26 protein-coding genes are annotated in these 25,546 nt (G+C 68.5%); 11 read left to right on the top strand and 15 right to left on the bottom strand.

Going from position 1 to position 25,546, the window contains the following annotated elements; all coding sequences use genetic code 11:
• The first annotated feature begins 1 nt into the window (after nt 1).
• The 7 genes from mdcB to RD110_RS10395 all read left to right on the top strand — a co-directional run bounded on the left by mdcB (nt 2) and on the right by RD110_RS10395 (nt 8,112).
• Nucleotides 2-892 carry a triphosphoribosyl-dephospho-CoA synthase MdcB gene (gene mdcB, locus RD110_RS10425; RefSeq protein ID WP_076199171.1) on the top strand — a complete coding sequence of 297 codons (891 nt, stop codon included), beginning with the start codon at nt 2-4 and terminating at the stop codon, nt 890-892.
• On the top strand, nt 889-1,806 hold the full coding sequence (locus RD110_RS10420) for an ACP S-malonyltransferase (protein ID WP_076199169.1): 918 nt from the start codon (nt 889-891) through the stop codon (nt 1,804-1,806). The genes mdcB and RD110_RS10420 overlap by 4 nt, the downstream gene beginning before the upstream one ends.
• 65 nt (nt 1,807-1,871) lie before the next feature.
• Complete coding sequence (gene mutL, locus RD110_RS10415) at nt 1,872-3,899, top strand: DNA mismatch repair endonuclease MutL (protein ID WP_083686207.1); 2,028 nt, start codon at nt 1,872-1,874, stop codon at nt 3,897-3,899.
• Nucleotides 3,900-4,154: 255 nt separating this feature from the next.
• Nucleotides 4,155-5,117: an alpha/beta hydrolase gene (locus RD110_RS10410; protein ID WP_083686206.1), complete on the top strand. Its 963-nt coding sequence runs from the start codon at nt 4,155-4,157 to the stop codon at nt 5,115-5,117.
• A gap of 81 nt (nt 5,118-5,198) precedes the next feature.
• Nucleotides 5,199-6,443, top strand: coding sequence for a Bcr/CflA family efflux MFS transporter (locus tag RD110_RS10405; protein WP_076199167.1), 1,245 nt, complete (start codon nt 5,199-5,201; stop codon nt 6,441-6,443).
• Nucleotides 6,440-7,447 (top strand): tRNA (adenosine(37)-N6)-dimethylallyltransferase MiaA, encoded by a 1,008-nt coding sequence (gene miaA, locus RD110_RS10400; RefSeq protein WP_076199165.1) that lies wholly within the window; start codon nt 6,440-6,442, stop codon nt 7,445-7,447. Before RD110_RS10405 ends, miaA begins: the two co-directional genes overlap by 4 nt.
• Nucleotides 7,447-8,112, top strand: coding sequence for an ABC transporter ATP-binding protein (locus tag RD110_RS10395; protein WP_076199163.1), 666 nt, complete (start codon nt 7,447-7,449; stop codon nt 8,110-8,112). Before miaA ends, RD110_RS10395 begins: the two co-directional genes overlap by 1 nt.
• Nucleotides 8,113-8,216: 104 nt before the next feature.
• Here the strand turns inward: RD110_RS10395 and RD110_RS27865 are convergent, their stop codons facing one another.
• Nucleotides 8,217-8,450 (bottom strand): hypothetical protein, encoded by a 234-nt coding sequence (locus tag RD110_RS27865; protein WP_157900125.1) that lies wholly within the window; start codon nt 8,448-8,450, stop codon nt 8,217-8,219.
• Nucleotides 8,451-8,712: 262 nt separating this feature from the next.
• On the opposite strand from RD110_RS27865, the gene RD110_RS10390 reads away from it, so the two are divergent.
• A complete protein-coding gene (locus RD110_RS10390; protein WP_076204783.1) occupies nt 8,713-9,354 on the top strand; it encodes a CDP-alcohol phosphatidyltransferase family protein in 642 nt (213 codons plus the stop codon).
• A gap of 10 nt (nt 9,355-9,364) precedes the next feature.
• Here the strand turns inward: RD110_RS10390 and RD110_RS10385 are convergent, their stop codons facing one another.
• From RD110_RS10385 to RD110_RS10375, 3 genes are all read right to left on the bottom strand, one after another.
• Nucleotides 9,365-10,423: an SDR family oxidoreductase gene (locus tag RD110_RS10385; protein WP_083686205.1), complete on the bottom strand. Its 1,059-nt coding sequence runs from the start codon at nt 10,421-10,423 to the stop codon at nt 9,365-9,367.
• 34 nt (nt 10,424-10,457) lie between these two features.
• Complete coding sequence (locus tag RD110_RS10380; RefSeq protein WP_076199161.1) at nt 10,458-10,715, bottom strand: hypothetical protein; 258 nt, start codon at nt 10,713-10,715, stop codon at nt 10,458-10,460.
• 166 nt (nt 10,716-10,881) lie between these two features.
• The gene (locus RD110_RS10375; protein ID WP_076199159.1) at nt 10,882-11,670 is read right to left on the bottom strand and encodes an SDR family oxidoreductase; all 789 of its coding nucleotides are present in this window, start codon (nt 11,668-11,670) and stop codon (nt 10,882-10,884) included.
• Nucleotides 11,671-11,743: 73 nt separating this feature from the next.
• Here RD110_RS10375 and RD110_RS10370 point away from each other — a divergent pair, with 73 nt between their 5' ends.
• The 3 genes from RD110_RS10370 to RD110_RS10360 are packed head-to-tail and all read left to right on the top strand — an operon-like array spanning nt 11,744 to nt 14,955.
• Nucleotides 11,744-12,853: a DMT family transporter gene (locus RD110_RS10370; protein WP_076199157.1), complete on the top strand. Its 1,110-nt coding sequence runs from the start codon at nt 11,744-11,746 to the stop codon at nt 12,851-12,853.
• Between the two features lie 48 nt (nt 12,854-12,901).
• On the top strand, nt 12,902-13,585 hold the full coding sequence (locus RD110_RS10365; protein ID WP_076199155.1) for a response regulator transcription factor: 684 nt from the start codon (nt 12,902-12,904) through the stop codon (nt 13,583-13,585).
• Nucleotides 13,582-14,955 (top strand): histidine kinase dimerization/phospho-acceptor domain-containing protein, encoded by a 1,374-nt coding sequence (locus RD110_RS10360; RefSeq protein WP_076199153.1) that lies wholly within the window; start codon nt 13,582-13,584, stop codon nt 14,953-14,955. The genes RD110_RS10365 and RD110_RS10360 overlap by 4 nt, the downstream gene beginning before the upstream one ends.
• Here RD110_RS10360 and RD110_RS10355 read toward each other — a convergent pair.
• The 11 genes from RD110_RS10355 to RD110_RS10305 form a co-directional block, all read right to left on the bottom strand.
• Nucleotides 14,921-15,817: a ChbG/HpnK family deacetylase gene (locus RD110_RS10355; RefSeq protein ID WP_076204778.1), complete on the bottom strand. Its 897-nt coding sequence runs from the start codon at nt 15,815-15,817 to the stop codon at nt 14,921-14,923. The genes RD110_RS10360 and RD110_RS10355 overlap by 35 nt on opposite strands.
• On the bottom strand, nt 15,807-17,387 hold the full coding sequence (locus tag RD110_RS10350) for an ArnT family glycosyltransferase (RefSeq protein WP_076199151.1): 1,581 nt from the start codon (nt 17,385-17,387) through the stop codon (nt 15,807-15,809). Before RD110_RS10350 ends, RD110_RS10355 begins: the two co-directional genes overlap by 11 nt.
• Nucleotides 17,384-18,394: a glycosyltransferase family 2 protein gene (locus RD110_RS10345; RefSeq protein WP_204250049.1), complete on the bottom strand. Its 1,011-nt coding sequence runs from the start codon at nt 18,392-18,394 to the stop codon at nt 17,384-17,386. The genes RD110_RS10350 and RD110_RS10345 overlap by 4 nt, the downstream gene beginning before the upstream one ends.
• Nucleotides 18,391-18,966, bottom strand: a complete 576-nt coding sequence (locus RD110_RS10340; RefSeq protein ID WP_157900124.1) for a phosphatase PAP2 family protein — start codon at nt 18,964-18,966, stop codon at nt 18,391-18,393. The genes RD110_RS10345 and RD110_RS10340 overlap by 4 nt, the downstream gene beginning before the upstream one ends.
• 84 nt (nt 18,967-19,050) lie before the next feature.
• Nucleotides 19,051-19,848, bottom strand: coding sequence for an ABC transporter permease (locus RD110_RS10335; RefSeq protein WP_076199147.1), 798 nt, complete (start codon nt 19,846-19,848; stop codon nt 19,051-19,053).
• Nucleotides 19,849-19,860: 12 nt separating this feature from the next.
• Nucleotides 19,861-20,505, bottom strand: a complete 645-nt coding sequence (locus RD110_RS10330) for an ABC transporter ATP-binding protein (protein ID WP_083686202.1) — start codon at nt 20,503-20,505, stop codon at nt 19,861-19,863.
• Nucleotides 20,502-21,212 carry a phosphatase PAP2 family protein gene (locus RD110_RS10325; protein ID WP_076199145.1) on the bottom strand — a complete coding sequence of 237 codons (711 nt, stop codon included), beginning with the start codon at nt 21,210-21,212 and terminating at the stop codon, nt 20,502-20,504. The genes RD110_RS10330 and RD110_RS10325 overlap by 4 nt, the downstream gene beginning before the upstream one ends.
• Nucleotides 21,213-21,380: 168 nt before the next feature.
• Nucleotides 21,381-22,934 carry a methyl-accepting chemotaxis protein gene (locus tag RD110_RS10320; protein WP_076199143.1) on the bottom strand — a complete coding sequence of 518 codons (1,554 nt, stop codon included), beginning with the start codon at nt 22,932-22,934 and terminating at the stop codon, nt 21,381-21,383.
• Between the two features lie 572 nt (nt 22,935-23,506).
• Nucleotides 23,507-24,082 carry a recombinase family protein gene (locus tag RD110_RS10315; protein WP_076199141.1) on the bottom strand — a complete coding sequence of 192 codons (576 nt, stop codon included), beginning with the start codon at nt 24,080-24,082 and terminating at the stop codon, nt 23,507-23,509.
• Nucleotides 24,083-24,178: 96 nt separating this feature from the next.
• Nucleotides 24,179-24,589 (bottom strand): hypothetical protein, encoded by a 411-nt coding sequence (locus RD110_RS10310; RefSeq protein ID WP_076199139.1) that lies wholly within the window; start codon nt 24,587-24,589, stop codon nt 24,179-24,181.
• Between the two features lie 10 nt (nt 24,590-24,599).
• Nucleotides 24,600-25,526, bottom strand: a complete 927-nt coding sequence (locus tag RD110_RS10305) for a rolling circle replication-associated protein (RefSeq protein ID WP_157900123.1) — start codon at nt 25,524-25,526, stop codon at nt 24,600-24,602.
• Nucleotides 25,527-25,546 lie beyond the last annotated feature (20 nt).

The raw sequence follows: 25,546 nt of genomic DNA, 5'->3' as shown, positions 1-25,546 counted from the left end.
CATGTACCAGGCAGCCGACCTCGACACCGCGGTGCACCGCCTCGCCCGCGAAGCCGTGCGCGCGCTGTACGCCGAACTGGTGCTCGAACCCAAGCCCGGTCTGGTGTCGCTGCGCGACAACGGCAGCCACAGCGACATGCATGCGGGGCATTTCATGCGCAGCCTGTTCGCGCTGCGCCACTATTTCGCGCGCATGGTGCGTGCCGGCGCCGAAGGCGCGCCGTTCGCCGAACTGGAACAACTCGGCCAGCAGGCCGAGGCCCGCATGCTGGCCGCCACCGGCGGCGTCAACACACACCGCGGGGCGATCTTCTGCCTGGGCCTGCTGTGCGCCAGCGCGGGCTGGCGCGTGGCAGCGGGCCTGCCGCTCGACGCGGAGGGGCTGCGCCAAAGCCTGCGCGCGCGCTGGGGCGCTGCGCTGCGTGCGCGGGCCGAGCGCGCGAGCCACCAGCCGCCGCGCTCCAACGGCCAACGCGCCGCACGCGAACACGGCCTGCACAGCGCCGGTGACGAGGCGGCCGACGCCTTCCCGGTGCTGTTCGAGGTCAGCCTGCCCGCGCTGCAGCGGGCCACGGCCGCGGGCTGGCCCGACCGGCGCGCCCGCGTGCAGGCGCTGTTCGCCACCATGGCCGTGCTCGACGACACCAACCTGGTCCACCGCGGCGGCATCCGGGGCCTGCACGACGCGCGGCAGGCGGCGCAGCGCTTCCTGGACGAAGGCGGCGCGGCAGGCGCCGACTGGCGCGACCGGGCGCGCGCCATCCATGCCGCCTTCGTGGCGCGTCGGCTCTCGCCCGGCGGCGCGGCCGACCTGCTCGGCGCGGCCTGCTGGCTGGCGCAGGTGACGGCGCCTGCCAGCTCGAAGCGGTTGCCGACCACCGCCCGCGCATGAGTTACGCCGTGCTCTTTCCCGGCCAGGGCAGCCAGCACGCAGCCATGTTGCCCTGGCTCGAGGAAGAAGCACCGTCCGCACTCGTGCTGCAGGCCATGGCCGCCATGCTCGGCGCGGACTGGCGGCAGCGGCTGGAAGATCCGGACTTCCTGGCCAGCAACCGGGTGGCGCAGGTGCTGGTCACCGGCGTATCGCTGGCCGCCTGGGCTGCGGTGCGCGCGCACCTGCCGGCGCCGCCGGACATCGTTGCGGGCTACAGCGTGGGCGAACTCGCGGCGGTGGCCTGCGCCGGGGCCTTCGATGCAGCCACCGCGCTTGCCCTGGCCGCGCAACGCGCCCAGGCGATGGACGCGGCGGTGCAGGGCCTGGCGACCGGCCTGCTCTCCGTCTCGGGTCCGAACCAGGCCGCGCGGGACCGCCTCCTCGCCGAATGGCGCGTGGAGACGGCCATCCGGATCGCGCCCGGCCATGTGATCCTGGCCGGCGAGGCAGCGACGCTGCAGGCCGTGGCGCGGCTCCTGGCCGACGAGGGCGCGCATTGCACGCCGCTGCCGATCCGCGTGGCCTCGCATTCGTCGTGGATGCGCGCGGCCGCCACGGCCTTCGCGCAAACCTTGGCCGATGTCGCCTGGCGGCCTTTGCAGTGCGCCGTCGCCGCCAATGCGACCGGCAGTGCGCTGCGCCGGCCCCAGCCCCTGTGCGAAGCCCTGAGCCGGCAGATCGACCACACCGTGGCCTGGGACGCCTGCCTGGAAACCGTGGCCGAACGCCGCGTCGAACGCGTCATCGAGATCGGGCCGGGCCGCGCCCTGGGCGCCATGTGGGCACACCAACATCCGGATGTGCCGGTGCGCTCGCTGGAGGATTTCCGTTCGGCCCGCAGCGCCGCGGACTGGGTGCAGCAGGCGGCCTGAGCACCGCTGGCGCTACCGGGCAGCCACAAGGCCTGGGGACATTCGCCTCCCCCTAAAATCATCCGGTGAACGACACCTCCACACTTCCAATTCCCGAGGCCGCCCCCTCGGCCACCTCGGCCCGCCGCGTCATCCGCGAGTTGCCCGACGAACTCATCAGCCAGATCGCGGCCGGCGAAGTGGTCGAACGGCCGGCCTCGGTGGTGCGCGAACTGGTCGACAACGCGCTCGACGCGGGCGCCACGCAGATCACGCTGCGCCTGCTGGCCGGCGGCGTGCGGCTGATCTCGGTGGAGGACGACGGCGGCGGCATTCCCATGGCCGAGCTGCCGGTCGCGCTCAAGCGCCATGCCACGAGCAAGATCGCCAACCTGGACGACCTCGAATCCGTGGGCACGATGGGATTCCGCGGCGAGGCCCTGGCGGCCATCAATTCCATCGCCGACATGGCCATCCTGTCGCGGGCGACGGGCCACGCCAGCGCCTATTTGCTCGATGGCCGCTCCGGCGAACTGCGGCCGGTGGCGCGCAGCGCGGGCACCACGGTGGAGGTCAAGGAGCTGTTCTTCAGCACGCCGGCACGGCGCAAGTTCCTCAAGACCGATGCCACCGAACTGGCGCATTGCATCGAAGCGGTGCGCCGCCATGCGCTGGCCCGCCCCGATGTGGGCTTCGCCATCTGGCACGAGGGCAAGCTCGTCGAACAATGGCGCGCCTGCCCGCACCCGGATGCCATGGACGCGCTGACCCAGCGCCTGCGCGACGTGCTGGGCGACGATTTCGTCGAGCAGTCGGTGGCGGTGGACTACCGCAGTTCGGCGCACAAGCGCCCCCATGAAGAGGACGGCCTGCCGCCGGTGCGCGTCTGGGGCCGGGCCGGCATTCCCGACGCCTCGCGCGCGCGGCCCGACCAGCAGTTCGCCTACGTGAACGGCCGCTTCGTGCGCGACAAGGTCATCACCCATGCGGCGCGCAGCGCCTACGAGGACGTGCTGCACGGCCAGCGCCAGCCGGTGTATGCGCTGTACGTGGCCATCGAGCCAAACCGCGTCGACGTGAACGTGCACCCGACCAAGATCGAGGTGCGTTTCCGCGACAGCCGCGAAGTGCACCAGGCCGTGCGGCATGCGGTGGACGATGCGCTGGCCGCGCCGCGCGCCGCGGCAGTGGCCGCAGCGGTTTCGGTGGCGGCGCCGTTGGCCACGCCCGCCTCGCCGGAATCTGCATCGATTCGCCCTCCCGCGCAGGCGCAATGGGCGCAGCCTGCTATGAATTTTGGTAGTGGCAACGTCGGGCACCGGATTTCGGATTTCGAAGCGCTGTGGCCGGTGCGCGCGGTCGTGCCATCGCCGTCCGATGCGCCGACGCCGCCGCTGTCGGCCACTGAAGCGCCGCCGCCGGTGTTCGCCACAGCGCCAGCCACGGCATCGGCGCCGGCCACCGCCGCGAACGACGAAGCCGCCACCCCCGCCGCCACACCCACCGCCACGGAAGCCCCCGCCTGGCCGCTGGGCCGTGCGCTGGCGCAGCTGCAGGGCGTCTACATCCTGGCCGAAAACGCCCAGGGCCTGATCGTCGTGGACATGCATGCCGCGCATGAGCGCATCGTCTACGAGCGGCTCAAGCTGCAGATCGAGAACACCAGCAGCGCCAGCATCGCCAGCCAGCCGCTGCTGATCCCCGTGACCTTCGCCGCCACGCCGCAGGAGGTGGCCACGGCCGAGGCCGCCGCAGACACGCTGGCAACCCTCGGCCTGGAGATCACCGCGTTCTCCCCCAAGACGCTGGCCGTGCGCGCGGTGCCGACCACCCTGGCCCAGGGCGACGCGGTGGAACTCGCGCGCAGTGTGCTCGCCGAGCTGGCCCAGGTGGACGCCAGCACCGTGGTCCAGCGCGCGCAGCACGAACTGCTGTCCACCATGGCCTGCCACGGCGCGGTGCGCGCCAACCGCAAACTCACCATCGACGAGATGAACGCCCTGCTGCGCCAGATGGAAACCACCGACCGCTCCGACCAATGCAACCACGGCCGGCCGACCTGGCGCCAAATCACCCTCAAGGAGTTGGATAGCCTCTTCATGCGCGGCCGGTAGGTTCTACCATGTTGATCATCGCCTCTGCCCCTTCCAGAACACCGCGGAACTGGCTCTGCCAGGCCGCAGGTGTTGCCCCCCTGCAAGGGGGTGGGCGGCTACACGCAGTGAGCCAATCTGGGGGTGAGCCTAATTAGCGGGTAAACACCGAGTAAATGAGACGGTTGGCCCGTCCACGGCATGGATGTTGCATCCGTTGAGGGACGTCCCGCCCGGAGAACTTTTCCGCCCCAAGCCTACTCAGTCCTTCCATCCATGAAACGCTGGTCTCTGTTCGGTTACCTCGGCTCCATCGCCCTCGGCTTCGCCGTCCTGGCGGGCTGCGCATCCCTCGACGAAAAACAACGCAGCTGGATCTTCCAGCCCAGCGACGCCAGCTGGGGCTCCAGCGCCGACATGGCGCGCGAGATGCAGGACGTGTGGATCTCCTTCGACTCCACCACCACCGGCAGCCCGGCCAAGCTGCACGGCCTGTGGCTGCCGGCCGACCCGGCCCAGCCCGGCTGGAGCGGCAGCGCCAAGGCGCCCGTGCTGCTGTACCTGCACGGCGCGCGCTGGAACGTGGCCGGCTCGGCGCCACGCATCAAACGCATGCAGGAGCTCGGCTTCTCGGTGCTGGCCATCGACTACCGCGGCTTCGGCAAGAGCACGCCGGGCCTGCCGTCGGAAGCGATGGCTTATGAAGACGCCCAGGTGGCCTGGAACTGGCTGGCGCAGCAGAACCCCGGCCAACCACGCTACATCTTCGGCCATTCGCTCGGCGGCGCCATCGCCATCGACCTGGCCTCCAAAGTCGACGACGAGGCCGGCACCATCGTCGAAGGCACCTTCACCTCCATCCTCGACGTGGCCAGCAGCATGAAGTGGGGCTGGCTGCCGCTGGCGCCGCTGATCACCCAGCATTTCGCCTCGGAGCAAAAGGTCGGCCACCTCGGCGCACCGCTGCTGGTGGTGCACGGCTCGAACGACAACATGATCCTGCCCGCCCTCGGCCGCAAGCTGTTCGAAGCCGCCAAGGGGCCGAAGGCCTTCGTTCTCGTGGAGGGCGGCTCACACTTCAACACCATGAACCTTGGCCAGGACCAGTACCGTGCGGCGCTGGCCGGCCTGTTCGGCACCGCCGGCCCGGGCCCGAACACGCAGCAGGGCACCATGGCCATGCAGACGCACGTGGACATCGGCGGCAACATTTCCTCGACACCGTCCACGCCGAACTGAGGCCGCGCGGCGCCCCCGCGGGCTGGGACGGATGCGAGGCTCACCCGGGGCTCACCCGGGGCTTTCTGTTAGCCTCGATCCATGCCCGCGTCTTCCTCTCCCGTCACGGCCGCGCCGCCGGCCCATGCGATGCAGCCCGGCCTGGTCGTGCTGATCCTGTCGCTGCTGCTCGGCATCCAGCCCGTCACGACCGACCTCTACCTCCCCGCCCTGCCCGCGCTCACCGACGGCTTCAAGGCGCCGATGGCCCAGGCGCAACTCACGCTGAGTGCGCTGCTGCTGGCCTTCGGCGTGTCGCAACTGCTCTGGGGGCCGCTGTCCGACCGCTTCGGCCGCCGGCCGATCCTGCTGCTGGGCCTGGCGGCCTACACGCTGGCGGCCGCGGGCAGTGCGCTGGCCGCCTCCATGGAACTGCTGATCGCCTGGCGCACCGTGCAGGGCGCGGCCATGGGCGCGGCGGTGATGGGCGCACGCGCCGTGGTGCGCGACCTGTATGCGCCGGAAACGGGCGCACGCGTGATGTCCAAGGGCTTGAGCGGCCTGGGCCTGATGGCCTGCATCAGCCCGCCGCTGGGTGGCCTGGTCTCCGACCTGCTGGGCTGGCGCGCGGCCCTGCTGCTGCTGGCGCTGTTCGGTGCCACGGCGCTGACCGTGGTGGCGCTGCGTTTCCAGGAAACCGTGCAGCGCCGGAATCCCGACGCCCTGCGGCCCGGCACGCTCGTGCGCACCTGGGCCGGCATCGTGCGCCATCCGACCTTCCTGGCCTACACGCTGCTGGCCACGGCTTCGTATTCGGTGCTATTCACCTTCCTGGCCGCCTCGTCCTTCATCTTCATCAAGGTGCTGGGCATGGGCAAGACGGCCTACGGTTTCGCGATGTTCTCCTCGGCCTTCGCCTACCTGGCCGGCACCTTTCTCTGCCGGCGCCTGCTGCCGCGATTCGGCGTGCGCCGCAGCGTGGCCATTGCCGGGGCGATATCGCTCACCGGCGGCAGCTTGATCGGCGGCTTCGCGCTCGCGGGCTGGCACAGCGTGGCGACCATCCTCGTGCCGTTCTGGCTGGTGATGCTGGCCCACGGCGTGCACCAGCCGTGCAGCCAAAGCGGCGCGGTCGGCCCGTTTCCGCAGGCGGCGGGCGCGGCCTCCGCACTGAACGGGTTCTCGATGATGCTGGCCGCGTTCGGCGTCGGCGGCTGGCTGGGCACACGCTTCGACGGCACGGTGTTTCCGCTGACCAACGGCATCTGGTTCTTCTCGGTGCTGATCGCGGCCGTGGCCTGGACGCTGGTGCAGAAGTTCGGCGAGCCGGGCCACGCGCAGCGATGACCGGCCCGACCTTGTCACCCCTCTTGACACCCGTCCTGCCACGGTCCATCGCCCTGGCCGGCCCCACGGCCTCGGGCAAGACCGCCGCGGCCTTCGCCATCGCGCACCACCTTGCGCCGCGCCGGCCGGTGGAGATCATCAGCGTCGACTCCGCCCTGGTCTACCGAGGCATGGACATCGGCACCGCCAAGCCCACGCGCGCCGAACTCGCCAGCGTGCCGCACCACCTGATCGACATCCGCGACCCTCTGCAAGCCTACAGCGCCGCTGATTTCGTGCACGACGCCGAGCGGCTGATGGCCGAAATCACCGCGCGCGGCCACCTGCCGCTGCTGGTCGGCGGCACCATGCTGTACTTCAAGGCGCTGTTCGAAGGCCTGGATGCCATGCCCAAGGCCGATGCGGCCACGCGCGCCGCGCTGGAGGCCGAAGCGGCACAGCTCGGCTGGCCGGCCATGCACGCGCAGCTGGCCATGGTCGACCCGGTCACCGCCGCACGGCTCGAGCCGGCCGATGCCCAGCGCATCCAGCGCGCATTGGAGGTCTACCGGGTGTCGGGCCAGCCGTTGTCAGACTTTCACACCGCACGCGATACCGCAGCCGAGGCCGAGCGCACACGCAACGTCACGCTGATCTCGCTGGAACCGGACGAGCGCGCCTGGCTGCACGCCCGCATCGCCCAGCGCTTTGACGCCATGCTGGCCGATGGCCTGATCAACGAGGTGCGCCACCTGCGCGCACGGGGCGACCTGAACCCCGAGCTGCCCAGCATGCGCTGCGTCGGTTACCGCCAGGCCTGGACCCTGCTCGACGAAGCCGATGTCCCCACGGCTGCGCAGAAGGCCGTGTTCCGCGACCAGGGCATCTTCGCCACGCGCCAGCTGGCCAAGCGCCAGCTCACCTGGCTGCGTTCCATGCCCCGGCGCCACCTCGTGGCCGCCGATGCGCCCGACGCCCTGTCCCAGGTGCTCGGGCTGGTGGATGCCGCGCTGGAGTCGACCTGATGCCGCCCACGCTGGCCCTGACAGGCCTTGCCAAACACTATGGCGCGACGCCGGTTTTCGCCAACGTGAGCCTGTGCGTCGAGGCGGGCGAGTTCGTGGCCATCGTCGGCGAATCGGGCGTGGGCAAATCCACCCTGCTCAACTGCATGGCCGGCCTCGACACCTGGGACGCGGGCCAGGTGCGCATCGACGGCGTGGACCTCGGCGAATTGAACGACGACCAGCGCGCCCGCCTGCGCCGCGAGAAGGTCGGCTTCGTGTTTCAGGCCTTCCACGTGTTGCCGCACCTGGACGTGGCGCAGAACGTGGCCCTGCCGCTGATGCTGCTCGGCCGCCCCGACGCTGCGCGGGTGCAGGCCCTGCTCGCCGACGTCGGCCTCGAAGGCCTGGGCGCGCGGCTGCCGCAGCAGCTCAGTGGTGGCCAGCTGCAACGCGTGGCCATCGCCCGCGCGCTGGTGCACCAGCCGCGCCTGCTGCTCGCCGACGAACCCACCGGCAACCTCGACCCCGGCACCGCAGCCAAGGTGATGGACGCCCTGCTCGCCCAGACGCGCCGCCACGGCGCAGCGCTGGTGCTGGTCACGCATTCGGAAGCCGCCGCCGCGCGCGCCGACCGCGTGCTCATGCTCAGTGCCGATGGGATCGGCGCGTCCCGGGCTGGGTGAAGGCCAAACAGCCCGCCGCCGCGCCAGTCATGTGGCATGCGGAATGCCCTCGCCGACAGGGGCTGCGGATCGCGCCGCCCGCTGACTGGCGGCGTGGCGCCAGATCAGACCTGCGCGTGCCGCCTCGAATTGCGGATCGGCACACATCCCTGCTCCTGGTCCGGCTCGGAAGCATGCGGTGACTTTGGCGATGGCCTGGGCTGGCTCGCCGCTGTGCATTTCGCGGGATTGGTGTTGGCCTTGGCGAGATCTTCCTCGCCGTCATGCAGCGTGTAGGCGGCGATGCACGCGATGAGAATGGCTGTGACACGCCACTTTGTCGTATTCGAACGTTTCATTCACCAGCCCAATCTGCCCATCAAGTTCTGCATTTTTGCATTGCATTGTGTGCAGATTGTGGAGACCGAATGCAGATCGCATACATGCTTGTACTTAGGTAGTTCCCCATCCTGGTCGGGTGGCCCCGGCTTCCACGGCATGCTGGCAGGCCACCGCCTACAGGCGCGCTCCCCTCCGGCCGACAGCCTGAAAAGCGGGGAACGTGCATGCTGCAGTTCAAGTTCCTGCCATGGCCCGCGGCCATCACCCAAAATGAACACCATGACCCCACACCACCCAGAACGCCGCACCGAGCGCCGCCATTTCACGATGATCCGCGGCTTTCACCTCGCCGACTTCTTCACCCTCGGCAATGCCGCCTGCGGCGCGGCCGCGGTGTTCTGCGCCATGCTGTACATGGCCCAGGGCCGTGTCGCCCTGTTCCACGCGTCGGCCGCGCTGATGGTGGCAGCGCTGGTCTTCGACGTGTTCGACGGCCGCATCGCGCGCTGGCGCCAGCAGAATTCCTCGCTCGGGCGTGAACTCGATTCACTGGCCGACGTGATCTCGTTCGGCGTCGGCCCTGCGGCACTGGGCTTCGCAGCCGGGCTGCAGGGCGGCTGGGACGTGGCCATCCTGCTGTACTTCGTCTGCTGCGGCGTGAGCCGGCTGGCGCGCTACAACGTGACGGCGGAAAGCCTGTCCGGCGACGACGACAAGGTGGCCTATTTCGAAGGCACGCCGATTCCGACCAGCGTGCTGCTGGCCGCGATCCTGGCCTTTTGCGCCTGGCAGGGGCGCGTTGGCGAGGCGCTGTACGGCGGCGGCTGGATGCTCGGCTGGGAACTGCACCCCATGTCGCTGCTGTTCGCGCTGTCCGGCACGCTGATGATCAGCAAGACGCTGCACATTCCGAAGCTCTGACCGGCCTCCGTCAGGCGCCGTCGCCGGCCGTTCCGGTCACCGGCAGGACGATGCCGGTGATGTAGCTCGCGCAGCAAGGCGCGGCCAGGAACACGTAGGCTGGCGACAGCTCCTCCGGCTGGGCCGCGCGGCCGAAGTCGGTCTTGCTTCCGAATTCGACGATGTCCTCGGGGGACTTGTCCGCCGGATTGAACGGCGTCCATACCGGCCCCGGCGCCACCGCGTTGACGCGAATGCCGCGTTCCAGCAGCTGGCTGGCCAGTGCCTTGGTGAACGCGTGGATCGCGCCCTTGGTGGTCGAATAATCGAGCAGCTCCTTGCTGCCGCGCAGCCCCGTCACCGAACCGGTGTTGATGATGCTGCCCCCGCTGGGCAGATGCGGCACCGCGGCCTTGGCCATGTGAAAGTAGCCGTAGACATTGGTCTTGAGGGTTTCATCGAAGCGTTCCTCGCTCAGGTCTTCGATCGACTTGGCGTGCTCCTGGAAGCCCGCGTTGTTGACGAGCACGTTCAGCCCACCGAAGGCCTTCACCGTCTTCTTCACCGCGCGGCGGCAGAAATCCGCATCCTTCACGTCGCCGGGGATCAGCAGGCAACGCCGGCCCTCCGCCTCGACGTGGGTGCGGGTCTGCTGCGCGTCCGCCTCTTCATCTGCGAGGTAGACGATGGCCACGTCCGCACCTTCGCGCGCGAACAGCACGGCCACCGCCCGGCCGATGCCCGAGTCGCCGCCGGTCACCAGGGTCGAGAAACCTTCGAGCTTGCCGCTGCCCTTGTAGTGCGGCGCCGTGAATTGCGGCTTGTGCACCATGTCCGCTTCCAGGCCCGGCTTGGGCAGGTGTTGCGCCGGCAACGGCGGCGCGGGCGGCATCTTTCCGGGGCCGGTGTGCGGGAGCCCGCCGGCAGCGCCCTTTTGCGTGGGCGCCGGCTCGGCCTTCTTCTCCTGCCGGTCGCGCTGGTCCTGCTCGCGCTGGAGGCGCAGCTGCTTCTCCACGACCGCGGACTTGGCCTCCTTCCGGTTCTTGCCGGTCTTCTTTTCGCTGGTTTTCGTTTCGCTGGTCTTTTTCATGACGATGGATCTTGTGTTGCCCGATGGCAGTGTTTCAGGAGGGCTTGTCGGCCCGCGCGTCGCCGAAGTCTTCCCACACCATCACGGCCAGCCGCAACAGCAGGCACACTGCAGCGCCGAAGATGCAGATCCACGAGCTTTGCAGCGCGTCCTCCGCCGGCACCCTCGGCAACCACAAGGTCGCGCAGAACGTGATGGCCGCGGCCACCACCAGCAGGTAGAAGCCGGCGTTGACACAGTGGTCGAACACCGCGAGTCGCGCGGGCTCGGGGCGGGCGTTGATGTCACGCATGACGAATCTCCTCGGAGGTCGATCAAAGCGGGCAGGCAACAGCGCCGGGCCCAGTGCAGAACTTAATCAGCGCGTGGCGGGCCCCAAGTCGGCGTGGCGGAACGGCCAGCGTAGGAAAAAGGCTTGTCCCCGATCGGTGGCCCCAGCAGGTTCCCCTAACGCCTTCTCAGTACACGCCCGGCGTGCCGCCGCCGTCCACGGCGATGGCCGTGCCCTGGATGTGGCGCGCCGCCTCGCCACACAGGAACAGCGCTAGCGCCGCCACGTCCTCGGGCGTGCCCAGCCGCGCCAGCCCCTCCTTCGCAACCTGGGCCGCACGCTCCTCGTCCACCGTCTTGCCGCTGGCCGCGGCGCGCTGCGCGAAAAGCTGGCCGACGCGCGCGGTCTCCGTCAGGCCGGGCAGGATGGCGTTGACGTTGACGCCATCGCGTTTGCCCAGGCCGGACAGGCCCTTCGTGAAGTTGTGCATGGCCGCGTTCACCGAGCCGCCGATCAGGAAACCCGGGTCGGGTGTGCGCGCCGCGCCGCCGATGATGTTGACCACATGGCCGTGCGATGCCGCCAGCATCGGCCAGAACAGCCGGCACAGGTGCACGCAGCCGAAGAACTTGAGCGCGAAGCCGTCCTGCCAGGCGTCGGCCGTGAGGTCGAGGAAGGCGCCGGCACGCGTGGCGCCGGCCGAGTTGACGAGGATGTCGCAGCGGCCGTGGCGCTGGCTCACCAGCGCGAACACGGCCTTGCAGCCGTCCTCGGTGCGCAGGTCGGCCGCGCACACGTCGGGGCGGATCGCGCCGCTTTGGGTGATGGCATCGGCCGTCGCGTTCAGGGTGTCCTGCGAGGAAGCCGCCAGCACGGTCTGCGCGCCCTGGGCGGCGAAAGCGGCGGCGATGCCGCGACCGATGCCGCGGCTGCCCCCGCTGACCACCACGATTTTTCCGGCGAATTCCTGCGTCATATGTTCGTCTCCGAGGCTTGGTTTGAGGGGTGTATCGTAGGACGCCGCTGCCCAACCGTGTTCGCCCGAAACCATGACCTTACGCTCCACTCTGCCAGCACTTCCTGCGCTGGCCGCCGCCCTGCTCTTCGGCGCCAGCACGCCGCTGGCCAAAGCGCTGGTCGGCGATATGCCGCCCTTGCTGCTGGCCGGCCTGCTCTACCTCGGCAGCGGCCTGGGACTGGGCCTGCTGCTCGGTCTGCGCCGTGTCCTGGTGGCCGCGGCCACCAGGACACGGCCACCAGGCCAGGACACGGCGCGGCTGCACATCCCGCGTGCCGAATGGCCCTGGCTGCTCGGCGCGATCCTGTTCGGCGGTGTCTGCGGGCCGGCCCTGCTGATGCTCGGCCTGACGCAGACCGGCGGCGCCACCGCCTCGCTGCTGCTCAATGTCGAAGCCGTGCTGACGGCGCTCATCGCCTGGCTGGTGTTCCGGGAGAACGCCGACCGCCGGGTCGTGCTGGGCATGGCCGCGATCGTGCTCGGCGGCGTGCTCCTGGCCTGGGAGCCCGGCGGTGCCACCCTGTCCACCGGTGCCCTGCTGGTGGTCGGCGCCTGCCTGTGCTGGGCCGTGGACAACAACCTCACGCGCAAGGTGTCGACCAACGACGCGATGCTGGTGGCCGGCCTTAAGGGCCTCTTGGCCGGCGCCACCAACACCGCGCTGGCGCTGGCCGGCGGCGCGGTGCTCCCCGCCGCGGGGCCGCTCGCCGCCAGCCTGGTGCTGGGTTTCTTTGGCTACGGGCTGAGCCTCACGCTGTTCGTGCTGGCGCTGCGCACGCTGGGCACGGCGCGCAGCGGGGCCTACTTCTCCGTCGCGCCGCTGTTCGGCGTGGCGGTGTCGTTCGCGTTGTGGCCAGCCGCGCCCGGGGCGCTGTTCTGGGCGGCCGCGGCGCTGATGGCCGGGGGCGTCTGGCTGCACGTGCGCGAAAGGCACGAGCACGCCCACGTGCACGAGCCGCTGGCCCACAGCCACCGGCATCGCCACGACGCGCACCATCGGCACACGCACGCCTTCGCCTGGAACGGCGAAGAGCCCCACACCCACGCGCATGTGCACGAGGTGCTGGTGCACCGGCATGCGCATTTTCCCGACATCCACCACCGGCATCGCCATGGCGCGCAAGGCGGGCATTCCCATTGAGCACGCGCGCCCCGCGGAAATCCATGCGGATCGACGCACAATGCGGGCATGCGCATATTGGTTGTCGAAGACGATGAGGGCATCGCCCGCGGCCTCGAGGCCCACCTGAAACAGCTGGGCTGGGCGGCCGACATGGCCGACGGCGTGGCCCCGGCCTGGGCGGCCCTGTGCGCCGAGCCGTTCGATCTGGTATTGCTCGACCTCGGCCTGCGTGACGGCGATGGCGGCGAGGTGCTGCGGCGCCTGCGCAAGGCGCCCCAGGGACGGCTGCCCGACGCCGACACGCCGGTGCTGATCATGACCGCGCGCGACCAGGTCGCCGCGCGCATCGAATGCCTGGACATGGGCGCCGACGACTACGTGATCAAGCCCTTCGATCCGGACGAACTCGCCGCCCGCATGCGCGCCCTGCGCCGGCGCTCGGTGGGCCGTGCCCAGCCCACGCTGAAGATGGCCGCGCTGGAGATCGACCCCGCCGCCCGTACCGTGCGCCACAACGGAGAGATCGTGGCCCTGTCGAGCCGCGAATTCGGTGTGCTGCTGGCGCTGGCGGAGGTGCGGCCACGGGTGCTGTCGCGCGCGCAGATCGAGACGCGGCTCTACAACTGGGGCGACGCGCTGGACAGCAACGCCGTGGAGGTGCACATCCACCACCTGCGCAGGAAGCTCGGGGAGAAGGTGATCCGCACCATGCGCGGCGTGGGTTACTTCGTGCCCGAGGATCCCGCGTGACCCGCCAGAAATACCTGACCACCAGCCTGCTCGCCTGGGCGCTCGGGGCCTTGCTGATCGTCTGGGGCGGCCTGCTGGCGCTCGGCTACAGGACCGGCGTCCACGAGGCCGACGAACTCACCGACGGCCACCTGGCCAGCGTGGCCTTGCTCGAGCTGGCCGAGGAGCCGGGCGCCTTCGCGCCGCAGGACGACAGCAGCCGCTATGCGGCCCTGTCCAACCTCAGGAGCCACGACTACCAGCGCTCGATGAGCATCGTGATCTGGGACGGCCAGGGCAAGGTGATCAGCCGCGGCGGCGAGGCACCCGACGTGCCCTTCAGCCGGACCGAGGGCTTCGAGACCCTTTCGCTGGGCTCGCCGCCGGTGGCCTGGCGTGCGTTTTCGCGCTGGGACAACAACGAGCGACGCACGCGCCGCGTCACCGTGCTGGTGAATGTGGTGGAGCGCGACGAACTGGCGGCAGACATCGCGGAACAGATCGCCGGGCCCGGCTTCTGGCTGCTGCCCGTGGTCGCGCTCGCGCTCGGCCTGGCGATCTACCGCGGGCTGCGCCCCCTGCATGCGCTCGCGCGCGAGGTCGACACGCTGAACATCCAACTGCCTTCGCCGCTGCAGGGCCACTACGTGCACCAGGAGCTGCAGGCGGTGGCCAGATCGATCAACACCCTGGCCGGGCGTTACCAGTCGGCGGTGGACAAGGAACGCGAACTCTCCAGCGAACTCGCCCATGAGTTGCGCACGCCGCTGGCCTCGCTGGCCCTGCAGGCGCGCGCGCTGCGCCGGGCGCGCTCGGACGACGAGCGCGAGACCCTGCTGCTGCAGCTCGAGCAGGACGCACTGCGCGCGGGCAGTGTGTTGTCCAACCTGCTGGCACTGGCGCGGGCCAGCCGCACCGAACTGCTGGAAACGCAGGAACAGGTGGACCTGGACGCGATCACCCGCGCCGAAGTCGCCGAGTTCGGGCAGATCGCCCTCGACACCGAACACGAGATGTCGCTGGTCAGCGATGGGCCTTTCCTGCTGAAGGGCCACGGGCTGTTGCTGAGCCTGGTGGTGCGCAACCTGGTGGAGAACGCGTTGAGCCACACGCCGCCCGGCACGCGCGTGGAAGTGCAACTCGATGCCGGGGCGGGCTGGCTCCAGGTTTGCGACTCTGCGCCCTCGGCGGACCGCACGGCCCCACGCGCTGCCTGCGCACCGGGCGAAGAAGCGGACACATCGCGCTCGCTCGGGCTCGGATCGGGTCACCGCGTGGTGGCCAAGATCGCGGCCATCCACAACGCGCGCTTCGCCAAGGTGTCCGCACCGCTCGGCTTCACGAGCTGCTACCGGATCAGCTTCGCGCAATCCCCTCCGGCCGCGGCCTGAGGATTCGGCTCATGGGCTGCAGCACGAAGCCCCCGTCGGCCAGCACGCGGCCCAGCGCGGCCCCGCGCAGCACGTCGAACTCCACCAGCCGGGCGGCCTCGATCTCGTCGAGGTCGTCGGCGCCGCTGCCGCCGACGAACTGGCTCGGATGGCACATCACCAGCGCCGCGTCCGGCGCCTGCGACAAGCCCGCGGACAGCAGCGCCAGGTAGCCCTCCCGGTCCGCATCGAAGCCGTAGGCGCCGAGCAGGCACCGGTTCTGCGCAATGCCCTGCCGGCGCGCCGCCGCGGCCAGGCCGCAAGCGCCGAGCGCCGCGATCACCCGCGCCTTCGCCCAGCCCGCCCAGCCGCCATTTGCAGCCGGCACGAGGCCGGCCGGCGGCCGGGTGGCGCGCAACCACGGCGGACTGTTGCCATAGCGGTCTTGGATCTCGGCCAACAGTTCGCTGCGCACGCCGGGCAGTTGGTGGACGTGCTGGTGGCCATCGATGTAGGCCGGCGGCCGGCCCAGGGCCGCCTCGAAGGCGTCGAGCTGCGCGCGGATTTCCTCCCGCAGCATGCGGCGCTGCAGCAGGCCCGCATGGCTCGCGAGGATCCAGCGCGGGAGCGACTGGCGCATCCTGGCCAGCAAGGGATGCTGGGTGAGGTCCAGATGCAGGCCGACGTCCACTTCGGCCGGTGGCAGCCGCCGCGCTTCGTACTGCCAGGGCGCCCATTTCGGCGCGCCCACCATGCAGCCCACGGCTTGGATGCGGCCGCGCTGCACCAGTTCCAGCACCGCCGAGCCGATGCCGTCATCCAGGCCGAAATCGTCCGCCGCGAAGCAGATGCGCCGTGGGCGGTCCTGGGTCTCAACCGGCATCTGGCCTTCCCGCACAGCCCGGCCCGCCGGCCTGGCCGGCATGGCGCCGGTCCACGCGCCAAAGCACCCGGCCTTCGCCGCGGTAGACCTGCTCGGCGCCGGCCAGCGCGGGCCACGCATCGGCCTGGTCCGCGGGGCCGATGACCCAGCTCAGTGGCGCATCGCACAGCGCGGCGGGCAATTGCGCCGGCAACAGCAGGCTGGCCGATGCGCGGGCCGGCGCAAAGCCTGCCGCATCGGCGATTTCCTTGCGCCAGTTGTCGGACTGTGCGAGTGCCGGGTCATCCCAGGCATCGACGATGGCCACCGGTTCGCGCAACCCGGCGTAGAAAGGCACGTCGTAGTCGTAGTTGCCGAGCATGAAAAGCGGCTCGGTCGGCTGGTGACGGTCCTTGAGCACCAGCGCCAGCTGCCGCGTGGACTTCACCGGATGCAGCGCCAGCCAGGCCACCACCGCCAGCGCGCCGATGGCCGACAGGGCCACGGCACCGGACCACCAGCGCCGTGGCCCATGCGCGCCGTCCACCCCTTCCACTGCGGCCGTCTGCACCGCGAAGCTGTCGGCCAGCAGATACACCAGCGGCGGCACGGCCGGCAGCACGTAGCCGACGAGCTTGGACTTCGGCAGCGAGAAGAACACCAGCACCACGGCGAACCAGACCCACATCAGCAGGCGCACCGGGTCCCGGCGCGCCGCCGTCAGTTGCGTCGGCGCGAAGATGCGCAGCAGCCAAGGCAGCCACAGGCCGTGGCACAGCAGCAGCACGGCCGGATAGAACCACCAGGCCTGCACATTGTTGAAGCCGCTGCCGCTGAAACGCTGGAAGTGCTGCACCACGAAGAAATAGTTCAGGAAGTCGGGAAACCGCGCCTGCATCACCAGGAACCAGGGCGCGGCAATGGCCAGCATCAGCAGCAGGCCGGGCCACCACCACAACGCCAGCAGCGTGCGCCAGCGCCGCAGGGCCAGCAGCCAGACGACGATGACCAGCCCCGGCAGCACGATGCCGATCAGCCCCTTGGCCAGCACGCCGAGCGCGGCGAACACATATGCCCCGGCCAGCGCGTGACGGTGTGGCCGCCCGGCCTGCTGCTGCAGCGCCCCGTGGGCGGCCAGCAGCACGGTCGCGCTGATGCAGCCGGCCACCAGCATGTCCAGGTTGGCGAACTGCCCGCCGAGGAAGAACAGCGGCTGCGCCAGCAGCGCCACCACGGCGAGCCGGGCCAGGCGGGGGCTGCCCCAGCGCCAGGCGAAAAGGTACACCGCCGTGGCGCCGGTCCAGGCCCCGAGCATCGAGGCCGCGCGAGCGGTCCACTCGTGCATGCCGAACATGGACATCGCCGCGGCGGTGATCCAGTAGAACAAGGGCGGCTTGTGGAAGAACGGCAGACCGTCCAGCGTCGGCGTCCACCAGTCGCCCGAGCGCAGCATCTCCCAGGCGACGCCGGCGTAGCGCCCTTCGTCGGGCAGCATCAGCGGCCGGGCCCAGGCCGTGGCCGCGAGCACCAGCAGGATGGCCAGGGAGACCTGCCACCGCTCCCCCCGCGCGGGCCGCGCCGCGGGCCTCACTTGCGTGCGACCTTCATGCCGCGGCCCACCCGGCTGCGCACCACGAACAGGGGTCTGGCCTTGACCTCCTCGAAGATGCGGCCCACGTATTCGCCCACCACGCCGAGCGACACCAGCTGGATGCCCACGAACAGCATCAGGCTGACGACAATGGTCGTCCAGCCGCTCACCTCATGGCCGTACAGCAGGTAGCTGACGGTGAGGAAGCCGCCGTACACGAAGGCCAGCAAGGCCATCACCATGCCCATCACGCTCACCGCGCGCAGGGGCCAGTTCGTGAAGGCCGTCAGGCCGTCGAGCGAGAGCTTGATCAGGCGCAGCAGGTTGAAGCTGCTGTTGCCGTGGGCCCGCGGCTCCGGCTGGTAGGGCACAGCCACCGTGCGAAAGCCGACCCAGGCGTACAGGCCCTTCATGAAGCGGTTGCGCTCGGGCAGGGCCAGCAGCGCATCGACCACCACGCGGTCCATGAGCCGGAAGTCGCCGGCGCCGGCTGGCACTTCCACGCCATCGGCCGCGTTGACCAAGGCATAGAAGCCACGCGCGCCGAGCCGCTTGAGGAAACCTTCGTCCTCGCGGTGGCGGCGCTGCGCGAAGGCGACATCCGCGCCGTACCGCCAGTGGCGGACGAATTCGTGAATCAGGGCCGGCGGGTGCTGCAGGTCGGCGTCCATCATCACCACGACCTCGCCGGTGGCCTCCTGCAGTCCCGCGGTCAGGGCGGCCTCCTTGCCGAAATTGCGCGACAGCTGCAGACAGCGGAAACCCGGCAGCTCGGCCCATTGCAGGGCCTCGGCCAAGGTGCCGTCGGTGCTGCCGTCGTCCACCAGGATCACCTCCCAGGCACGGCTGCAACTGTCGAGCACCGCAGCCAGCATCGGCAGCAGGCGCGCCAGATTGCGCGCCTCGTTGTGGCATGGGATGACGCAGGAAAGGGAAGGCAGCGCAGCGCGCGGCATGTCGGGTGGCGCGTACGCCCCGGGCTCCACGAAGACGGTTTCGCGTTTCATGATTCAGCGGACGCCCGCAACGGCACAGTGCCCTCGGGCGGGATGCGCTTCCCGTTCGTGAATGCCGTCTCGGCAAGGTGGAGCAGCCCGGCCACGGCCGCCCCCAGGCCGAATCCCGCAGCGATGTCGAGCGGGAAATGAACCCCCACGAACACCCGCGCGAGGCCGGTGGCGCAGGCCAGCAGCAGCAGCACCGCACCAAGGCGCCGCAGCGGCCGGCGCCGCAGATACATCAGCGCGATCAGCATCAGCACGGCCGCATGCGAACTGGGCAGGGAGCCGGTCGGGCTGTGGCTGATGTAGGACGGGCCGAAGCCGGACACGAATGGCCGGGGCACGGCCAATTTCGCCGCAATGTAGTGGGCCAGCAGGGTCGTGATACCGCAGGCGAGCATGGTCACCAACAGGTAGCGCCGCTGGGCGGGCCATCGCCAGAGGCTCCAGGCCACCAGGGCCGCCACCAGCCATGCGGTGCCCACGGCCACGCCGCGCGCCAGCGGCAGCAGCCACGGCGCCGCGCCGAAGATGGCCGCAATGCCGTGGAAGACCTGGGTATTGAATTCGTTCGCCATGTACATCGCTGTCGGACCTGTCATCGGCTCGAGAGCTTGCGCGGGGCCGCTTAAGTCAGTCTTAACAGCAGCGTCTCGGCGTCTTCAGCGGCCCCGCAGGCGGTCCAGCCGCAGCCGCTGGCGCTCGTCGGTGACGGCCGCCGCCGCGAGGTAGACCGCTCCGGCACCGGCCATGGCCCCCGCGCCGGTCAGCAGAAAGAGCAGCATGATCTGGTACTTGACCGATTCGAGTGGGTCCATGCCGGCGAGCAACTGCCCGGTCATGATGCCCGGCAGGGTGATGATGCCGGCAGCCGACATCTGGTTGATCAGCGGGATCAGGCCGCGGCGGATCGCGTCGCGCACGAACGGCGCGAAGGCTTCGCGCGTGGTGGCGCCCAGCGCGAGCCGGGCCTCGATGGCGGCGCGGCCCGCGGCCAGGCCACCGTAGAACGAATCCAGCGCCAGGCTCGCCGAATTCAGCACCGTGCCGAGCACGATGCCCATCAGCGGGATCGCATAACGCGGGTCGTACCAGGGCGAAGGCTGGATGGCAGTGAACAAGGCCAGGCAGACCGTGGCGATGCTCGACGCCCCCACCACCAGCGCGCCGATGCGGAAGTTGGCCCAGCCGCGCAGGCGTTCGGCCGGGCGCACCGCCACCTCGCGCGCAGCGGCACCGATCATCAACAGCACGATCAGCAGCGTGGCCGGCGCCGAGCCGGCGCGAAACACCAGCCGCAGCACCAGGCCGACCATCAGCAACTGCACCGTCATGCGCGCCGCGGCCCACAACAGCGGCCGGTGCAGCCGCAGTTGCAGCGCCAGCGAAGCCGCGGCGCTGGCCAGCACCAGGCCCGCGGCGATGGCCAGGTCGGTGAAGCCGAGGTGGACGACGTTCATCTCAGTGGGGTTTCATCCAACGGGATGCAGCCTGTGGTCGCGCACCTCGACGAGGCGGTGACCGATGCGCTCGGCCTGCTCCCGCGAATGCGTGACGAAGACCACGGCCAGCCCGGTCTCGCGCATGCGGGCCTGCAGCAGTTGCTCGACGGCCAGCACCGACGCCGCGTCGAGCGACGCCGTGGGCTCGTCCAGCAGCAGCACCCGTGGCTGGCGTGCCAGCGAGCGCAACAGGGCCATGCGCTGGCGCTCGCCGGTGGACAGGCGTGCCACCTCGGCGAGCAGCGCCTGGGGGCCCAGGCCGAGCTGTTCCAGCCAGGGCGCGAGCGCACCGGCCGTCTGGCCGCTCATATGTTCTTCGGCGGTCGGCGCCCACCAGGCGGGCTCGGCGGCCTGGTAGACCACCTGTCGCCGCCACGCGGGTGCAGGCCAGCCCGAGCGCGCCCGGCCTTCGAGCCAGACTTCGCCCTGGTGCGGATCGAGATCGGCGACCAGGCGCAGCAGCACGCTCTTGCCGCTGCCCGAGCGGCCCACGACGGCGATGCATTCGCCAGCCCGCAGCGTGAAGCTGTAGGGCCCCCCATGCGGGGAGTGAAGCGCATCGACCTGCAGCAAGGGCGGCGCCAGGGCGAGACCCTCCCCGGCCTCGACCGTCATGCCACCTCGCCCAGATCGCCTGGCAACTGCCCGAGCTTGAGCCGCGGCATCAGCGCATCCACCGCCCAGGCCGCGCACCAGCACAGCCAGCCGGTCCACAGCGTGTGGCTCATGAAATGTGCGCCGCGCATCTGCTGTGACACCCCCAGCACCAGGCCGACCAGCAACGACGTCGCCAGCCAGCGCCGCGCCAGCCCCGGTGCCTCGTGCCGGAACGCGAAATACCCGCCCACAAAAGCGAAACCCGCGGCCGCATGCCCCGCCGGGAAACAGGCGCCGCTGCCGCCATCGGTGACGAACCAGCCCGACCAGTGCGACACGTAATGCGCCACGCCACCGAACTCAGCCAGGCTCCAGGGACAGCTGGCATGGCTCGTGACGCGCGCCAGGGTCACCAGCGAAACCGCCACCAGCGTGGTGACGGCCAACTGCAACCGCCGCCGAAAACCCAACCGCCCGAGCCAGCCCGCCGGAAACCAGACGCCCAGGCAGAGCAGCAGCGCCAAGACCCAGGCCAGGTGCCGCACCCCGTCATGCAACACCCTCGTGAGGAACCATTCGTCCTGCAGCGGAAAACCACCCGGCCCGCCGGACCAGCGCGCCAGCGGCAGGTCGAGCCCTGAAAAATCCCAGGCCAGCACCGCCAGGCCGGCAAGGACGGTCAGGCAGGCAATCGGCGAAAGGCGTGAGGTGGGTGAGCGGAGCATGGCGGCGAGTGTCGGGGGATGGGCTTAACCCGAACTTAACCGGAAACTGCCGCTGGCCCCGGTCATCAGGTGCTCGGGCTTGGTCGCCACGCCACGCCACGACCACTGCCCTAACTGCCAGGCGAAAAAGGCTTACAGCAAGCGGGATCAACCGCGCTTCGGGCGGGTTCAGCCCTCCACGGCCCTGAGCTTGAAGACACCCACGGCATTCACCAGTTCCTCCGCCTGCGATCTGAGGCTGCTGGCGGCAGCGGCCATCTCCTCCACCAGTGCGGCGTTCTGCTGGGTGGCCTGGTCCATCTGGGTGACTGCTTCGCCGACCTGGGCCACACCCAGGCTTTGCTCTGTGCTGGCAGCGCTGATTTCACCCATGATGTCGGTGACCCGCCTGATGCTGGCGACCACCTCCGTCATCGTCGCGCCCGCACGGTCCACGAGGAGCGAGCCCTTTTCCACCCGGCCCACGCTGTCCGAAATCAGGATCTTGATCTCCTTGGCCGCCTCGGCGCTACGCTGGGCGAGGCCGCGCACTTCGCTGGCGACCACCGCGAAGCCGCGCCCCTGCTCCCCGGCGCGCGCTGCCTCCACCGCAGCGTTCAGAGCCAGGATGTTGGTCTGAAAGGCGATGCCATCGATCACGCCGATGATGTCCGCGATCTTGCGTGAACTGTCGTTGATCTCCCGCATGGTCTGCACGACCTCGTTCACCACTTCCCCGCCTTGCAACGCCACCGTGGAGGCGTTGGCGGCCAACTGGTTTGCGCTGCGGGCGTTGTCCGCGTTCTGGCGTACGGTGGAACTGAGTTCCTCCATGGAGGCCGCCGTCTGTTGCAATGCGCTGGCTTGGCTTTCGGTCCGCGAAGACAGGTCGTGGTTGCCCTGGGCGATCTGCGCACTCGCGGTGGCCACGCTGTCGGAGCCCTGGCGCACCTGGCTTACCACCGCTCGCAAGGCTTGCTGCATGCCCACGAGCGCGGTCTTGAGTTGCCCGATTTCCGTGGCGCCGCCAGCCTCGATGTTCTGGCGCAGATCGCCTTCGGCAATGTGGTTGGCAGCCGTCACCGCTTCTTCCATGCTGCGGGAGATGTTGTTCACCAGCAGCCAGCCGAGTGCGGCCGCGCTCCCCACGCCCACGACGATCGACACAATCGAGAACAAGCGCAATCGATCGTAGCGTTGGACAGCCGCCTCGTACTCGGTCTTGGCCACGTCGACCTGGAGCTTGATGATGTCGGCCAGCGGTGCCTGAACGGCGCCGAACACACGCTCGACCGTGCCCATCGCCAAACGTCTGCCAAGTGCCATGTCGTTGGCCCGCAGCGCATCGGTCATCGGTCCGATGGCCTCCTTTTCGATCAACGCTCGGCCTGCCTCGATCCGCTTGGCCAGCTCCGACTCCTCCGGCGTGAGATACGTCGCCATGTAGGCAGCCCACGTGCTGTCGATGAGCTTGCCATTGCTGGCAAGCTCATCCGCCGCGGCTCGGCCTGTCTCGGGTGTCCCAGTGACAACCGCGCTCGCAATCGACAGACGGTCCTGCAGCAAGAGCCTGCGGACGTCATTGAGTTGTTGCATCGGGACCGTGCGGTCCTCGTACACCGTTTTCAACGAGGCGTTGCTATCGGCAATACCGAACAGGCCCAGCAGTCCCACACCGATCAACAGCACCGAGAGCAGGCCGATGATGATGATCAGGCGCGTGGAAATCTTCAAGCCGTTCATTGTTGCCTCCGTCGGTGGTCACCCCGCAGCCGCATGTGCGACATCGATCAACCCCATCCATCGGAACCCATTGTCCTTGGAGACACTGTAATCAAAAGAATCAATAGCTGATGAAATTTACAAAATTTCGTATCTTTTTGATGACGGTTTTCTGCATGCAAAGTTCGATGAATTTTTGGACATCAACGCCGAAACGCGCATCCCATCCGCCACGCCCCAGAAACCAAAAATCCCCTGGGAGCACAGGGCTCGCAGGGGACAACTTGGCGGAAACGGAGCATTTCGAACAAAAAATCGACCCACTTTCAGGGTCTTTTTTTTGCCTTGGTTAAACGTACGCGCGTGGTTTTGGGAGCTTGGATGGCAATTCAAACGGCCACCCCACGCTATACGTGAACCAACCGGACTCTCCCTCTCTCTCCGCAACCGTGTTCAGAAGTACCCACCCCAAACTTAGATACCCATTCAACTCAGCCGTTTGCGTCGTGTGATGCACTTCGCGGATGTCACGAAAATTAAGTTGATCCACTCTGACTCCTTTCATTGAGGCAAGGACTTTAGCACCGCGTAAGTCACCGAAGACTCGAATGGCCCGGCTTCTTCGCCCGATAGATTGCCCGCTTCACGACAGAATCAGATACCCCAAAAAGCTTCGCCAACGTATTCAATGTGTATTCGCCACTGGCATATAGCTTGACGACTTCGGCTTCAGCATCTGGAACGAGCGCACGGGATCGGCCGGGGAGCTTTCCACGATCACGTGCGGCTTGCTGACCAGCGATCGAGCGTTCACGGATGATGCCGCGTTCCAACTCGGCCACAGCGCCGAGGATCTGAATGACGAACGAACCCATGGCGGTTGTAGTGTCGAGCGGTTCCGTGAGGCTTTTGACCAGCGCACCGGCAGTTTTGATATCGGCCAGGATAGACAACAGATCCGGCAGCGACCGGGCAACACGGTCGAGCTTGTAGATCACGAAAACGTCACCCTTTTTCAGGGCCGCAAGGCAACGCCTTAGCTGCGGTCGTGCACCAACCGAGCTTGCCTTCTCCTCATAGATCTCTGTCACCCCTGCCCTGCGTAGCGCATCAAGCTGCAGGTCGGTCTCTTGTTCCTTTGTGGACACCCGTGCATATCCAATCAGCATGCAATTTTCCTTCGTAGTTGAGGAAAAAAGCTACCGGTCGGTATTGCCGACAAAGCCCAGAAAAAGACCGTATTTGCTTGAATGTGAAAGTGCACGCTACTTAAAGAAGTCGATTTTTGGCTTGGGCTTCAACGCCTCGTTCTGGCGCTTCAACTCTTCGATCACACGCTGCTGTTCGACAAGCTGACGCTCCACACGGCGCTGTTCCTGTTGGCGACGCTCTAAAAACTTAAACACTCCGAACAACAAGCTGAGAACCGTAACCCACACGGCCACTTTCACCACCCAATGCCAAGACGCACCCCAAGGGTCGGGCGGACCATCGGTAACGCCGAGATCAACGCGGGGCCTGAGCGGCGGTTTTCGAATTTCCCGATCCTCATCCGTGTCCGCCACGACGCGATCAGCTTCCCGGCGCCTGGAATAGCGAGCGCGGCGCGAGTCGTATTGCATGCCCTGCTTTCGGGCAAATTCTTCGCGGTAATAGTCCCTATCCTGCATGCCCATTCGCGACCCCTTAAACCTCCGCCATAGCCCTGCGCTTAGGAGGCAGCTCAGCATAAAGGACAAACCAGTCTTTCCAGCGGTCCAGGCGCATCACGTCGACCTGATGGCCATCGAAAAGGATCGCGTAACCGCCTGCGATCATGGTTTCCAGGGTCGGGAAGATGCCGAGATCCACGGGTTTCGGCGGGGCATCGAAATTGCCGTATTTGGTCCAGCGGTTGGACTCCAGTTCGCCCTCTTCAAACGCCTTGATGATGTAGCCGGCGATGTAGCTGGCGATGCGGGCCGGGGTGCGCTGCATGCGGCGTTTGGCGTTCTGCACATCGATGTTGCCGCCGCGTTCCTTGGTGACACCACGCCACACGGCGCGGATGACGTTGAAGCTCTTGACCTTGGTGCCGTTCTTAGCCAGCAGTTCAACGGGGATGCGCTCCGTGGCCATGTGGACATGGCAGGCGCCCCGGTCTTGTCGTTCAAACGCGGCGACAAAGCGGAAGCCGGGAATCAGGCGCAGCATGCGGCGGTTGAATTCCTTCAGATCCGCTTTGCAGCGGGCCATGTCGGTTTCATTGGCCTGATAGGTCAGCGTGAGCAGGGTATCGGCCCCCATGCCCTTGCACAGTTGCCGAACGCGTTTCTTGGCCCGTTTGGCGGCCTGTTCGGCATGCTTTTGCCGGATCTCTTCGGCGTGTTCTTCGGCGTGCCGCTCCAGCATGTCGAGATGGTCGGCAATCTGGCCGATGGGCCAATCGAGTTCTTCCCAGAGCATGGTGCGCGAGCCGACGATCTCAAGGTGCCCGTTTCCGAGGTCGGTCGCCTTGAGCTTGAAGTGATCGCCGGACCTGCCGAGGTAGGCGCGGGCACCGCAGCGGCGCAGATGGGCCGGAGAACAGCCGGGTTTTACACGGTTACCCAATTGGTCGATAATTCTGATCATGAACAGTGCTCGTATCGCTG

Source organism: Rhodoferax koreense (assembly GCF_001955695.1).
GTDB lineage: Bacteria > Pseudomonadota > Gammaproteobacteria > Burkholderiales > Burkholderiaceae_C > Rhodoferax_B > Rhodoferax_B koreensis.
The sequence above is the reverse complement of the archived record's forward strand: the minus strand, read 5'-3'. Positions and strand labels throughout refer to the sequence as shown.

Excerpts from the sequence above, each read along its gene's own strand:
- mdcB (WP_076199171.1), top strand. The coding sequence starts at position 2 with ATGTACCAGGCAGCCGACCTCGACACCGCGGTGCACCGCCTCGCCCGC.
- RD110_RS10420 (WP_076199169.1), top strand. The coding sequence starts at position 889 with ATGAGTTACGCCGTGCTCTTTCCCGGCCAGGGCAGCCAGCACGCAGCC.
- RD110_RS10410 (WP_083686206.1), top strand. The coding sequence starts at position 4,155 with ATGAAACGCTGGTCTCTGTTCGGTTACCTCGGCTCCATCGCCCTCGGC.
- RD110_RS10405 (WP_076199167.1), top strand. The coding sequence starts at position 5,199 with ATGCCCGCGTCTTCCTCTCCCGTCACGGCCGCGCCGCCGGCCCATGCG.
- miaA (WP_076199165.1), top strand. The coding sequence starts at position 6,440 with ATGACCGGCCCGACCTTGTCACCCCTCTTGACACCCGTCCTGCCACGG.
- RD110_RS10395 (WP_076199163.1), top strand. The coding sequence starts at position 7,447 with ATGCCGCCCACGCTGGCCCTGACAGGCCTTGCCAAACACTATGGCGCG.
- RD110_RS27865 (WP_157900125.1), bottom strand. The coding sequence starts at position 8,450 with ATGAAACGTTCGAATACGACAAAGTGGCGTGTCACAGCCATTCTCATC.
- RD110_RS10390 (WP_076204783.1), top strand. The coding sequence starts at position 8,713 with ATGACCCCACACCACCCAGAACGCCGCACCGAGCGCCGCCATTTCACG.
- RD110_RS10385 (WP_083686205.1), bottom strand. The coding sequence starts at position 10,423 with ATGAAAAAGACCAGCGAAACGAAAACCAGCGAAAAGAAGACCGGCAAG.
- RD110_RS10380 (WP_076199161.1), bottom strand. The coding sequence starts at position 10,715 with ATGCGTGACATCAACGCCCGCCCCGAGCCCGCGCGACTCGCGGTGTTC.
- RD110_RS10375 (WP_076199159.1), bottom strand. The coding sequence starts at position 11,670 with ATGACGCAGGAATTCGCCGGAAAAATCGTGGTGGTCAGCGGGGGCAGC.
- RD110_RS10370 (WP_076199157.1), top strand. The coding sequence starts at position 11,744 with ATGACCTTACGCTCCACTCTGCCAGCACTTCCTGCGCTGGCCGCCGCC.
- RD110_RS10365 (WP_076199155.1), top strand. The coding sequence starts at position 12,902 with ATGCGCATATTGGTTGTCGAAGACGATGAGGGCATCGCCCGCGGCCTC.
- RD110_RS10355 (WP_076204778.1), bottom strand. The coding sequence starts at position 15,817 with ATGCCGGTTGAGACCCAGGACCGCCCACGGCGCATCTGCTTCGCGGCG.
- RD110_RS10345 (WP_204250049.1), bottom strand. The coding sequence starts at position 18,394 with ATGAAACGCGAAACCGTCTTCGTGGAGCCCGGGGCGTACGCGCCACCC.
- RD110_RS10340 (WP_157900124.1), bottom strand. The coding sequence starts at position 18,966 with ATGGCGAACGAATTCAATACCCAGGTCTTCCACGGCATTGCGGCCATC.
- RD110_RS10335 (WP_076199147.1), bottom strand. The coding sequence starts at position 19,848 with ATGAACGTCGTCCACCTCGGCTTCACCGACCTGGCCATCGCCGCGGGC.
- RD110_RS10330 (WP_083686202.1), bottom strand. The coding sequence starts at position 20,505 with ATGACGGTCGAGGCCGGGGAGGGTCTCGCCCTGGCGCCGCCCTTGCTG.
- RD110_RS10325 (WP_076199145.1), bottom strand. The coding sequence starts at position 21,212 with ATGCTCCGCTCACCCACCTCACGCCTTTCGCCGATTGCCTGCCTGACC.
- RD110_RS10320 (WP_076199143.1), bottom strand. The coding sequence starts at position 22,934 with ATGAACGGCTTGAAGATTTCCACGCGCCTGATCATCATCATCGGCCTG.
- RD110_RS10315 (WP_076199141.1), bottom strand. The coding sequence starts at position 24,082 with ATGCTGATTGGATATGCACGGGTGTCCACAAAGGAACAAGAGACCGAC.
- RD110_RS10310 (WP_076199139.1), bottom strand. The coding sequence starts at position 24,589 with ATGGGCATGCAGGATAGGGACTATTACCGCGAAGAATTTGCCCGAAAG.
- RD110_RS10305 (WP_157900123.1), bottom strand. The coding sequence starts at position 25,526 with ATGATCAGAATTATCGACCAATTGGGTAACCGTGTAAAACCCGGCTGT.